The 11,959-nt window shown below is 69.5% G+C and carries 9 protein-coding genes and 1 pseudogene; 9 read left to right on the top strand and 1 reads right to left on the bottom strand.

All coding sequences use genetic code 11. The features are described from left to right. The first annotated feature begins 467 nt into the window (after window positions 1-467). From UK23_RS45710 to UK23_RS45670, 9 genes are all read left to right on the top strand, one after another. Complete coding sequence (locus UK23_RS45710) at window positions 468-1,181, top strand: helix-turn-helix transcriptional regulator (RefSeq protein ID WP_231114986.1); 714 nt, start codon at window positions 468-470, stop codon at window positions 1,179-1,181. Further along, the gene (locus UK23_RS45705) at window positions 1,178-2,320 is read left to right on the top strand and encodes an alanine racemase (RefSeq protein ID WP_045318112.1); all 1,143 of its coding nucleotides are present in this window, start codon (window positions 1,178-1,180) and stop codon (window positions 2,318-2,320) included. The genes UK23_RS45710 and UK23_RS45705 overlap by 4 nt, the downstream gene beginning before the upstream one ends. Before the next feature lie 8 nt (window positions 2,321-2,328). Next, the gene (locus tag UK23_RS45700; RefSeq protein WP_045318116.1) at window positions 2,329-3,279 is read left to right on the top strand and encodes an ornithine cyclodeaminase family protein; all 951 of its coding nucleotides are present in this window, start codon (window positions 2,329-2,331) and stop codon (window positions 3,277-3,279) included. Then, entirely contained in the window at window positions 3,276-4,415 is a 1,140-nt protein-coding gene (locus tag UK23_RS45695) for a threonine synthase (protein WP_082115506.1), read from the top strand. Before UK23_RS45700 ends, UK23_RS45695 begins: the two co-directional genes overlap by 4 nt. Before the next feature lie 16 nt (window positions 4,416-4,431). Next, a complete protein-coding gene (locus UK23_RS45690; protein WP_045318111.1) occupies window positions 4,432-4,905 on the top strand; it encodes an asparaginase domain-containing protein in 474 nt (157 codons plus the stop codon). 171 nt (window positions 4,906-5,076) lie between these two features. Further along, on the top strand, window positions 5,077-5,694 hold the full coding sequence (locus UK23_RS45685; RefSeq protein ID WP_045318114.1) for a (2Fe-2S)-binding protein: 618 nt from the start codon (window positions 5,077-5,079) through the stop codon (window positions 5,692-5,694). Window positions 5,695-5,706: 12 nt separating this feature from the next. After that, a complete protein-coding gene (locus UK23_RS45680) occupies window positions 5,707-6,687 on the top strand; it encodes an FAD binding domain-containing protein (protein ID WP_045318110.1) in 981 nt (326 codons plus the stop codon). Then, on the top strand, window positions 6,684-8,876 hold the full coding sequence (locus UK23_RS45675) for a xanthine dehydrogenase family protein molybdopterin-binding subunit (protein ID WP_045318109.1): 2,193 nt from the start codon (window positions 6,684-6,686) through the stop codon (window positions 8,874-8,876). The genes UK23_RS45680 and UK23_RS45675 overlap by 4 nt, the downstream gene beginning before the upstream one ends. A 123-nt stretch (window positions 8,877-8,999) precedes the next feature. After that, the gene (locus tag UK23_RS45670; RefSeq protein WP_045318108.1) at window positions 9,000-10,112 is read left to right on the top strand and encodes an XdhC family protein; all 1,113 of its coding nucleotides are present in this window, start codon (window positions 9,000-9,002) and stop codon (window positions 10,110-10,112) included. Between the two features lie 30 nt (window positions 10,113-10,142). Here UK23_RS45670 and UK23_RS51040 read toward each other — a convergent pair. After that, a pseudogene (locus tag UK23_RS51040) lies at window positions 10,143-10,973 on the bottom strand (helix-turn-helix transcriptional regulator); the annotation flags it as partial. Between the last annotated feature and the right edge of the window lie 986 nt (window positions 10,974-11,959).

Raw genomic sequence — 11,959 nt, 5'->3', positions numbered from 1 at the left:
CCCTTCCCTGTGCATGCGATGACTTCCTGGTTTGCCGGACTGGTCGCGATGGATGGCTGCCTGCGCGAGCAAGGGGCTCGACACCTGCTGGTCTGATCGGCACATGCGACCCAGACGTTTGAAGTCCGGCGGTAGTCAGCGTCAACATCCCGCGTGGCGCCGGCCATACCGCGACGGGCGGTACGGGCCCCGAACACTTGGCACTACAACCACCGACGGCCACACAGAGCGCGGGACCACGCCCCGCCACGACCCGATTACCCGCTCACAGGGTCAGGCTGCAGGTCTGTTCGTCGTCGGCGAGTACTCGGCGGTTTGATCAACGAGTACGAACCTGCGGCGGTCTGAGGCGCAGGTCAGACCTCTGGGCCTGGTTTGGTACCCCACACGTTTCCGGGGACGTCGGCGGCAGGAGTTGACGCGCGCAGAACGTCTGGACTGTTCGTCCAGACTCTGGACTGTTACTATTGGTCCCGTCCTGGGCGGTAGGTGATCGAGAGGCGGACGCGGTGGCGGACGGTGGTGCGGATGCGATCCTGGCGGCGTTGCGGCCGGTGATCGACGGGCTGGCCTCGACGTTCGGGCCCACGTGCGAGGTCGTGCTGCACGACTACCGGCGGGGTGAGCAGTCGGTCGTGGCTGTGGCGGGGTCGGTGACCGGGCGCAAGGCCGGTGGTGCGCTGAGCGAGATCGGTCTGGCCGTGCTCGCCCAGGGCGACGCGGCGGTGAACGACATCAACTACATGACCCGCACTCCGGACGGGCGGCTGATCAAGTCGTCCACGATGCCGCTGCGCGATGGCGCCGACCATGTGTTCGGGGCGTTGTGCGTCAACATCGATGTCACGGCACTGCGGCAGGCGGGCGACCTGTTGACCGCACTGGCCGGTACGCCGCCGGCTCAGGTCCCGGCCACCACGTTCAGCGACGACTTCGACGACGTGGTCGACGCGGTGATCCGCGCGGAGGAGGTCGCGCGCGGCAAGTCCGTCGCGGGACTGACTCGGGTCGAACGGCTGGAACTGTTGCGCGTTCTGGACCGCCGCGGTGTCTTCGCCGTCCGCAACGCCGTGCCCCGTGTCGCCGAACGACTCGGCATGTCGCGTTCCGCGGTGTACGCGGATCTGGCCGACTGCCGCCGGACGCAGGACGAAACCGCGAGCGGGGAGGAAAGCCGATGACCGGCCGGAGCACGCTGAACGATCTGGAAACCCCTTTCCTGGCGGTGAATCAGGCGACGGTGGCCGCGAACATCGGTCGGCTCCGCAAGTACCTCGACGAGCTGGGTGTGCCGCTTCGCCTGCACGTCAAGACGGCCAAGTCCCTTGACGTGGCCGCGCTGCTGCACGATGAGCAGCCGGGGTCGATCACAGTGTCGACGCTGGCGGAGGCTGAGGTGTTCGCCGGCGCCGGCTACCGCGACATCGTGTATGCGGTCGGGATCGCGCCGCACAAGCTGGCCAGGGTGGTCGCGTTGCGGCAGCGCGGTGTGGATCTGGTGGTGTTGCTCGACAGCGTCGAGCAGGCCGCCGCGCTCGCCACCTCCCGCGCCGGGATGGCGGGCATCCCGGCGTTGATCGAGATCGACTGCGACGGTCACCGCGGCGGCGTGCGTCCCGACGACCCGGCGCTGCCCGTCATCGCCCGCACGCTCGCCGACGGCGGTGCCGAGGTCAGGGGCGTGCTGGTGCACGCAGGGGAGTCCTACTACGCCGACGGCGTCGAGGGGTTGCGCGCGGCCGCCGAGAACGAGCGCCAGTGTGCGGTGCAGGCCGCCGAGGTGTTGCGGGTGGCCGGGCACGAGGCTCCGGTGGTGAGCGTGGGTTCCACCCCGACCGCGCACTTCGCGGTCGACCTCACCGGTGTCACCGAGGTTCGGGCGGGCAACTTCGTCTTCTTCGACCTGGTGATGGCCGGCATCGGCGTATGCTCCACCGCCGACCTGGCGATGACGGTGGTCACGACGGTGATCGGGCACCGCCTGGACAAGGGGTGGATCCTCACCGACGGCGGCTGGATGGCGACCTCGCGCGACCGCGGTACCGCACGTCAGCGGGTGGACCAGGGGTACGGCCTCGTCGCCGATCTCGACGGCAACCTCTACCCGGACCTGCTGATGAGCGACGCGAGCCAGGAGCACGGCGTCCTGTCACTTCGCCCCGGTAGCACCGCCGCCCTGCCGGACCTGCCCGTCGGTACCCGTGTGCGGATCCTGCCCAACCACGCCTGCGCCACCGCGGCCCAGCACGACCAGTACCACGTGACCGAACCGGATTCGACCGCCGTCGTGGCCGTGTGGCCGCGCGTTCAGGGATGGTGACCACCGTCGTGCGTTTCCTGCCAGAGGATCTTTCCGCCGCCCTCGTCACCGAGGAACTGGCCTTCACCGCCGCGCGCGACGCCCTGATCGCCGCCGCCGATCACCAGGCCGAGGTGTTCCCCGCAGTCCTCGGTCACGGGTCCGAGCAACGGAACAGGTTCACCGTGAAGTCCGGTGCGTCGGCACAGCTCGCCGGTGTCAAGATCGGCAGTTACTGGCCGGGCAACGCCGACCGGGGCCTGCCCCGGCACAACTCCCTGGTGCTGCTGTTCGACCAGGAGCACGGCCGCATCGGCGCGATCGTCGAGGCCGGTGTCGTCAACGCCTACCGCACCGCCGCCGCGGACGCAGTCGCCGCCGACGTGCTGGCCCGCGCCGACGCCACCACGCTGACCGTCTTCGGCACCGGGCATCAAGCGCTGTACGAATGCGCCGCGCTCGCCCGCGTGCGGCCCCTCACCACCGTGCACGTCGTCGCCCGCGACCGGCAACGCGGCGAGGACTTCCTGACCCGGCTCGCCGAACGAGGCCTCACCGGACGGCTCACCCCCGCCGAGCAGGCGTGCGGCGACGCGGACGTCATCGTCACCGCCACCACTGCCACCGCACCACTGTTCGATGCCGCCTGGGTGCGTCCAGGTACCCACGTCGCCGGCATGGGCGCCGACGCCCAGGGCAAACAGGAACTCCCGGTCGAACTGCTCACCACGGCGCGGCTGTTCTGCGACCTGCCCGCCCAAGCCGTCCGGATCGGGGAACTGCAGCACGTCGCCGGTCTCGTCGGCGATGGCACCCTGACGCTCACCGCGATCGGAGACGTCCTCACCGGTCAGGCCGAAGGACGCCGCGGCGACGACGAGATCACCGTTTTCGACAGCTCCGGCATCGCCCTGCAGGACCTCTTCATCGCCGATGCCCTCCTGCAGGCGGCAGCGACCGAGAAGGAAGCCATCTCATGAACAACCCGGAAACGATGGCACTGCGGTGTGCCGCGTGCGGCAGAACCCACGCCCTGGACGAGCTGGCCTGGCGGTGCGCCGACTGCCACGGCGTGCTGGACCTGACAGGGTTCACGCCGGTCATGCCGAAGGCCGCGGACCTCGCCACCCGCCGGCCCGGCCTGTGGCGCTACGCCGAAGCCCTGCCGATCGCCGAACCACCCGGCATCACCATGGGTGAAGGCATGACTCCTCTGGTCACCGCGCCCGGACAGCCCGGTGTCGGACTGAAGATCGACTACCTCATGCCGACCGGGTCGTTCAAGGACAGGGGAGCGGTCATGCTGGCCGCCTTGGCCGCACGCCTCGGCGTCACCCGGCTCATGGCCGACAGCAGCGGCAACGCCGGCACCTCCGTCGCCGCCTACGCCGCCCGCGCAGGCATCGCCTGCGACGTCTACGTTCCTGAGAGCACCTCAGCGGGCAAGGTCGCACAACTGCGCGCTTACGGCGCCACCGTGCACCAGATTCCCGGCACCCGCGAAGACACCGCGCACGCCGCGGCCCGCGCCGCCGACGAACCGGGCGTCTTCTACGCCAGCCACGTCTACCACCCGTTCTTCCTGCACGGCACCAAAACCTACGTCCTCGAACTATGGGAGCAGCTCGAGGGCAGGCTGCCGGACACCCTCGTGCTGCCGGTCGGCAACGGCACCCTGGTGCTGGGCGCGTACCTCGGCTGCGCCGAACTGCTCGACCAAGGACTCATCGACCGGCTACCCCGCATCGTCGCGGTCCAGGCCTCCGGCTGCGCCCCACTGGCCACCGCCTTCGCCGACGGCCGACCGGAACCCGCCGACATCACCACGCACGGCACCGTCGCCGAGGGCATCGCCATCGCCGCACCAGCCCGCGGCCGTCAGATCCTCGCCGCCGTGCGCGCCACCGGCGGCATCATCGTCACCGTCACCGACGAGCAGGTCCACGCCGCCCACGCCGCGCTGGCCCGCTCCGGCCTCTACGTCGAACCCACCTCCGCGGTGTGCTGGGCAGCGATCCGAGCCGATCTCGTCGACACCACACCACGGCCCGACGGGCTTCCCGCCGTCGTGGCACCGCTGTGCGGCAGCGGTCTGAAGTCCAAGCCCCCGGCCTGACCGTCGAAGGACTCCCATGCGCATCCACGTCATCACGACCGGTGGTTCCCTCGACGTCGAGTACACCCTGCAAGGCACCTTCGCCATCGGGCCGCCCGTGGTGGCGTCCCTCCTCGAACGCGCCCGCACCCAGCACGAGATCACCCTCGAAAGCCTGTGCCGCAAGGACAGCGCCACCCTGGACGACACCGACCGGGACCTGATCCGCCACCGCGTCCAGGAAACCGACGCCGAGCACGTCCTCGTCACCCACGGCACCGACACCATGACCAACACCGCCGAGCACCTGCGCACCATCACCGGCAAGGTCATCGTCGTGACCGGGGCGATGCAACCGGCCCGCATGACCGACAGCGACGCGCCGTTCAACCTCGGACTCGCCGTCGCCGCCCTGCAGACCCTGCCCCACGGCGTCTACATCGCCATGAGCGGCCGAATCTTCCCAGCTGGACACGCCAGGAAGGACCGTGCTCGAGGGGTGTTCGTCTGATCCCGGCACCTCGGTGAGAGTGCGCGACAGCCGGCCTGTCACACCGTCGCCGTCAGCCCCAGCGAGTTCGGCCCGGACAGCCGCGAAACGACTACTGTCAGTGGTACCAAAGCCAGTCGTACGAAGCACGTCCGCTTCCTGAGTCGTGCGCCACGCCCCAAAGTGGACGCCATGTCCACGGAACCTCCAGCAGGGGAATCGACAGGCCTCACCCGGCGCACGTTCGTCGCGACCACCGTCGCCGTCGGCGGTGTGGTCGCGGCCGGCGAACTGACGGCGGGGGCGTCCGCGTTCGCCGCAGCACCTGCGACAGCCGAACCGGTGCCCAGCACCCGTGTCTCCGTCACCGTCAACGGCAGGCAGCTCACCGTCACGGTCGACAACCGGACCTCGTTGCTCGACCTGCTGCGCGAACACCTCGGACTGACCGGGTCGAAGAAGGGCTGCAACGCCGGTGCCTGTGGCGCCTGCACTGTGCTGGTCGACGGGCGTCGCGTCAACGGGTGCCTCACCCTCGCCGTCCGCCTGGAAAGTGCCGAGGTCACCACGATCGAGGGCGTGGCGAACGGGGACCGGCTGCACCCACTGCAGCAGGCGTTCATCGACCGGGACGCCTTCCAGTGCGGCTACTGCACTCCCGGCCAGATCATGTCGGGACTCGGCTGCCTGCGGGAGGGACACACCGGATCCGCGGAGGAGATCCGGGAGTGGATGAGCGGCAACCTGTGTCGCTGTGGCTGTTACGTGAAGATCGTGCGCGCGGTGGAGCAAGCCGCGCGCTGGAAATGAGGCGCGACCGCCATGTATCCATTTTCCTACACCAGGGCCTCCGACCTCCGCACGGCGCTGCGCGCCGGCGCTGACGGCGGTCGCTACGTCGCGGGCGGGACGACGCTGGTCGACCTGATGCGCGAGACCGTCGAACGTCCCGGCACGTTGGTCGACATCAGTGGCCTGCCACTGCGCGAGGTCACGGCGACCAAAGGCGGAGGACTGCGCATCGGCGCGCTGATGCGGATGGCGGAGATCGCCGCCCACCCCACCGTGCGCGCTCTGTACCCGGTGATCTCGCAGGCGCTGGAGCTCAGTGCGTCAGCACAGCTGCGGAACATGGCCACCATCGGCGGCAACGTCATGCAGCGTCCCAGGTGCACGTACTTCCGTGACGTCACCGCGGCCTGCAACAGGCGCGAGCCCGGCACTGGGTGCGGTGCCCGTGAGGGCTTCAATCGCACCCACGCGATCCTGGGTACCTCCGAGCAGTGCGTGGCGACGCATCCGTCCGACGTGGCGGTGGCGTTCGCAGCGCTGGAGGCGACCGTGCACCTGCTGGGACCGGCGGGGGAGCGCACCGTGGCCTTCGCCGACTTCCTCCTGCGGCCGGGCAGCACGCCGCAACGCGAACAGGACCTGCGTCCGGGCGAGCTGATCACCGCCGTGGAGATTCCCGCCCAGCCGCGACCGCTGAGGTCGGGCTATCTGAAGGTGCGGGACCGGCAGTCCTACGAGTTCGCCCTCACCTCGGCGGCCGTCGCGCTGCACGTGCGGGCTGGAGTGATCCGGTCGGCGAAGGTGGCGGCAGGAGGCGTGGGCACCGTGCCGTGGAAGCTGTCCGCCGTCGAACAACGGCTGATCGGCGCGCGGCCGTCGGAAGCCCTGTGGGCGCAGGCGGCCGAAGTGGCGGCGGAAGGGGCGCACCCCCTCGCGCACAACGGGTTCAAGGTCGAGTTGCTCAAGCGCACGGTGGAACGCCAGTTGCGCGTCGTGGGGGGCACCAGGTGAGTCCGCAGCCGCAGAAAGCCGTCGGTTCACCACTGTCCCGGGTGGACGGACGGCTCAAGGTCACCGGTCAGGCCGACTACGCCGTCGATCACGACGTCCCCGGCGCCGTGCACGCGGTCGTCGTCGACAGCAGCATCGCGCTCGGCCGCATCACCGGCATCGACACCAGCGCGGCCGAGTCCCATCCCGGCGTGCTGAAGGTGATCACCCATCGCAACGCGCCGAGGCTGGTGTACCGCGACAACCCGGTCTCGAACAACCCACGGGGCCGGCGGCTGCGCGTCTTCCAGGACGACCAGATCCTGTTCTTCGGCCAGCCGGTCGCCGTCGTCGTGGCCACGACGATCGAGACCGCCCAGCACGGTGCCTCCCTGGTCGACGTCTCCTACGAGGCCAGGCAGCCCACGACCGACCTCGCGGGCCGCCCCGGCGACCCGCTGCTGAACTACGCACGGGGTGACACGGAGGCGGCGCTCGCGTCCGCGGCGGTCCGGCTGGACAGGGAGTTCCACCTCGCCCGCAACCACCACAACCCGATGGAACCGCACGGCACCATCGCCAGCTGGGACGGCGACAAGCTCACGCTGTGGGACAAGACCCAGTACGTGATCGGCGTGCAGAACGAGGCCGCGGCCGTGTTCGGCATCCCCGTGGAGAACGTGCGCGTGATCTCGCCGTTCGTCGGCGGTGCGTTCGGCAGCGCCCTGCGGACCTGGCCGCACGTGGCCATCGCGGCGCTCGCCGCGCGCGAGATGGGATGCCCGGTGAAGCTCGCGCTGAGCCGCAGGCAGATGTACTTCACGGTCGGCTACCGGCCCCGGTACCAGTACAGGCTGCGCCTCGGTGCGGACCGCCAGGGGCGCCTCACCGCGATGGCGCACGAGCCCACGTACGAGACCTCGAACCACGAGACGTTCTGGGAAGCCACGCTGTTCCTTGGGCAGATGCTCTACAACGTGCCCAACGTCAGCCAGACGCTGCGCACGGTGTCGCTCGACGTCAACACTCCACTGTGGATGCGCGGCCCGGGCTTCAGCAGCACGTCGTTCTGCATCGAGGTCGCGATGGACGAGCTCGCCCACGAGCTCGGCATCGACCCGGTCGAGCTGCGGCTGCGCAACGAACCCACCAAAGACCTGTCGACCGGACTGCCCTTCTCCACCAGAAGACTGCGCGAGTGCTTCCAGACCGGCGCCCAAGAGTTCGGCTGGGGCAGGCGCAACCCGAAGCCGCGTTCCACCCGTGACGGTGACTGGCTCGTCGGCACCGGCGTCGCCACCGGCTGCTACGACACCAGGCGGGCGCGGGCCGAGGCGCATGCCCGCCTCGACGCGGGCGGCACCGCGGTGGTCCAGTCCGCGGCGAGTGACGCGGGTCCCGGCACGTACACGTCGATGACCCAGGTCGCGGCCGACGCACTGGGGCTGGCGGTGCGTGAGGTCGAGTTCCGGCTGGGCGACACGACCATGCCACCGGCCCCGCCGCAGGGCGCGTCGCAGCTCATGGCCAGCGTGGGATCCGCCGTCCAGGACACCTGCGACAAGCTGCGCCTGCAGGCGATCAGGCTCGCGGTCGGTGATCAGCGTTCACCGCTGCACGGTGTCAGGCCGGACGATGTCGTGGTCATTGCCGGACGGCTGCAGGTCAAGGACAAGCCTGCTCGTGGGGAGACCTACCGGCAGCTCCTGGCCCGCAACAACCTGACCCACCTCGAAGCGAACGGCGGTTACACCCCGCCGGCCGAGACCCCGTACTCGATGTACGGCTACAGCGCCGTGTTCGCCGAGGTCGGCGTCGACGCCCGGCTCGGCCTGGTGCGGGTGCGGCGGATGCTCAGCGTCTACGACGCGGGCCGGATCATCAGTCCGAAGCTCGCCGACAGCCAGGCGCTCGGCGGCATGATCGGCGGCATCGGCATGGCCCTGCTGGAGCACACGGTCACCGACCACCGCGACGGCCGTATCGTCAACGCCAACCTCGCCGACTACCTCGTGCCGGTCAACGCCGACATCCCCGAGCTGAGGGCGATCTACCTCGACGGGGACGATCGCAAGGCCGACCCCATCGGCGTCAAGGGCCTGGGTGAGCTCGTCAAGGTCGGCGTCGCACCGGCCATCGCCAACGCGGTCTTCCACGCCACCGGACGCCGCGTCCACGAGCTGCCCATCACCGCGGAAGCCCTGCTCTGAGACCGGACGGCCGGGTTCGCCTCACAGGTGTGCCCGGACCCGGCCGTCCTGCCCGCCGTCGCCCGACTCCACCCGATCAGTCGGGAGCGGCGGCGGGCACCAACGTCCACGGGAGATCCACCGTTGTTGAACATCGCGGACACGTTGTCCCTCTGGTTGCGCAAGGCCCGCCCGTTCACGCTGGCCACCGTGGTAGGGGTCAGCGGCAGCGCGCCTCTGCCGCCCGGCACCTCACTGGCTGTCGCCGCCGATGGCGAGGCCGTCGGCAGCATCTCCGGAGGCTGCGTGGAAGGTGCTGTCTACGAACTGTGCCAACAGGTCCTCCAGTCGGGTGGCCCCCCGGTGCTGACCCGGTTCGGCTATTCCGACGACGACGCCTTCGCCGTGGGCCTGACCTGTGGTGGTGAACTCGAGGTGCTGGTTCAACTCGTCCACCCGGCCGACCGTTCTCACCTCACGCTGGCACTGGAACGAGCGGCAGGCGGGCGACCTGTCGCGGTGGCGCAGATCGCGGACGGTCCGGATGACCTCATCGGCCGCACTGTGTCCGTGTACGGGAGCTGCAACGCGCACAGCGGCTCCCTGGGCCGCTCGCGGGAGGACCAGGCGGTGGTGAGCCAGGCCCGCGCGTTGCTACGAGCGGGGCGGACCACCCGCGTCCAAGTCGGCGGCGACGGTGCGTGTCCGGAAAAGCTCACGCTGCTGGTCCACACGCACGCCGCACGCCCCCGGATGCTGATCTTCGGCGCCGTCGACTTCGCCGCCGCGCTCAGCCAGGCCGGGGCCTTCCTCGGCTACCACGTCACCGTCTGCGACGCCCGCCCCGTCTTCGCCACCGCCGCCCGCTTCCCGCACGCCGACGAGGTCGTCGTCGACTGGCCGCACCGCTACCTCGCGAGCACGGAGGTCGACGCCCGCACCGCCGTCTGCGTTCTCACCCACGACGCCAAGTTCGACATTCCCCTGCTGCGCCTGGCACTCGGCCTTCCGGTCGGGTACGTGGGCGCGATGGGCTCCCGGCGCACCCACGACCACCGCCTCGTCCGGCTGCGTGAGGCAGGAGTGCCCGAGGAGCAGCTCGTGCGGCTGCGCTCACCGATCGGACTCGACCTGCAGGCAGGCACCCCGGAGGAGACGGCGATCTCCATCATCGCCGAGATCGTCGCCGACTCGAACAGCGGCTCCGGCCGGCGTTTGTCCCAGGTCTCCGGTCCCATTCACCGCAGGGTCGCCTGAACGCTCGCCCCACCGCGCCAGGATTCGCAGGGCTTTCTCCGACGGGGAGCCCGGCTCGGCGTGGTAGGTCAGCAGTCGCTGGTCGGGATCGGACGGCAGTAGGCAAGGTTCAGGCTTGAGCTCGAACTCCCCGACGAGAGGGTGCCGCATGCGCAGCACGTCGGGGCGTCCGCAGCCCACCTCGTGCCGGGCCCACAGCAGCTGGAATCGCTCGCTCTTCTGCGACAGCTCCGCTATCAGGGAGGCGAGTTCGGGGTCGTCGGGGTGGAGGCCCTGGTTGAAGCGCAGAATCCCGGCTGTGGCCTGCTGCCGCACGTCCAGGTCGACGAAACGCTCACCGGCTGCGGGGGACAGGAACATTTGCCGGGGCCAGCTGCGCTCGTGTGGCGGCAGGTCCGAGAAGTCCCCGAAGACGGTGGCGGCGAGCCGGTTCCAGCCGAGGATGTTCATGCACCGGCCGGCGACGAAGGCGGGGACGCCGAGTGCGTCGAGCAGGTTCTGAATCTCAGGTCGTACCTGCTGGACATTGGGCTGGGTCGCACGTTCGCGCTGGGCGAGGCGGAGGAGGTGGTCGCGTTCTTCGCCGGTCAGTTTGAGGGCTCGTGCGACGGCGTCGAGCACCGCGGTGGACATGCCGTCGCCGTATCCCTGCTCGAGCCGGGCGTAGTAGGCGAACGACACGCCCGCCAGTTGCGCCAGTTCCTCGCGCCGCAGCCCGGGAACCCTGCGCCGCCCGGATGACGGCAGATCCACGTCTTCCGGTTTGAGGCGGGCTCTACGTGACCGCAGGAACTCCCTGAGTTCGACCTGCCGGTCGGGGACGGGCAGTACTTGTTCACGTAGCGCTGCGTCGGACGACATCTCCACTCTCCGGTTCGTGGTGGTCGGCCTGGCAGACCTTAGATGTCACTTCGTGAGTTTCGAGTTGTCGTCATCAGGCTGCGTCTCGTTTGGATCGGCTGGGCCTTGCCCCTGGCCCGCCAAGCGGCCAGTCGCCGCTCGTAGGTGACCGCCGGCCTGGCGAACCGGGTACGAGCACGCCGCCACCTCTACGTGCTGGTTGTGGTGGCCGCACTGGAGAACCCGACGGCCGGCTCGTTGATCGGGCTGATGTCGTCGATGTGACGAAGGAGGAGTTGTGGTTGAGGATCGTCGTCGACTTCTCCGCGAGGACGAACTTGCCGCAGGTGGACTGTGAAGGACTCCGTTCGTCCTTCGTGAAGCGGTAGTGGGTGCCGTTGTGCTTGGTGAGGGTCGAGTCGATCGTGGAGTAGCCCTTGTCGACCCAGACCCGTTGCGTGCTGAAGGTGCGGAAGTCAGAACACGACGAACTGACCGAGACTTTCGTCGTAGTACGCCTCTGGGGCGCGCCGACCTTGACCGGCTGCGACTGCTGGTTAGCGACACCGGTGTCAGGCCACCGAAGGATGCATGGCAGTCCATTGTGGAATTTGAGGCGACGGCGACTGCTTTGCCGCTGTGTCACGACACGATCTGTTTGTACGCCGTCGGATCGATCATCGCGGGCTGCGCCGACGGCTGCGTGACGAGTGTGGCAGCGGCGACCGTGGTCATCGCGCCGGCGAGGACGAGGGCGGTGAGACGCCTGCGTGGACGTCCTCGTGGAATCGGAACGGGGAAGGTCTCGTCATGGGAACCTGGTCATCCCATCTGTTGTGGTTGTGGGGACTGGCCCGCGCCACGTGTGGCGCGGGCTTCGATGTCCACCTGGGCGCATTACCCCAGCCGGGCTTCCCACTTGATCTTGGATCCGGATGCGTCGGCGGGGAGGCGGTCGCGTGCGGTGGTGTCGCCGTACATGGTCCAGCGGGCCCAGTCGACGACGG

The sequence above is a fragment of the Lentzea aerocolonigenes genome (genome assembly GCF_000955955.1).
GTDB classification, from domain to species: Bacteria; Actinomycetota; Actinomycetes; order Mycobacteriales; family Pseudonocardiaceae; genus Lentzea; species Lentzea aerocolonigenes_A.
The sequence above is the reverse complement of the archived record's forward strand: the minus strand, read 5'-3'. Positions and strand labels throughout refer to the sequence as shown.

What these genes read in the sequence shown, in the direction of transcription:
- UK23_RS45705 (WP_045318112.1), top strand. Translation starts at nt 1,178, where the DNA reads ATGACCGGCCGGAGCACGCTGAACGATCTGGAAACCCCTTTCCTGGCG.
- UK23_RS45695 (WP_082115506.1), top strand. Translation starts at nt 3,276, where the DNA reads ATGAACAACCCGGAAACGATGGCACTGCGGTGTGCCGCGTGCGGCAGA.
- UK23_RS45690 (WP_045318111.1), top strand. Translation starts at nt 4,432, where the DNA reads ATGCGCATCCACGTCATCACGACCGGTGGTTCCCTCGACGTCGAGTAC.
- UK23_RS45685 (WP_045318114.1), top strand. Translation starts at nt 5,077, where the DNA reads ATGTCCACGGAACCTCCAGCAGGGGAATCGACAGGCCTCACCCGGCGC.
- UK23_RS45680 (WP_045318110.1), top strand. Translation starts at nt 5,707, where the DNA reads ATGTATCCATTTTCCTACACCAGGGCCTCCGACCTCCGCACGGCGCTG.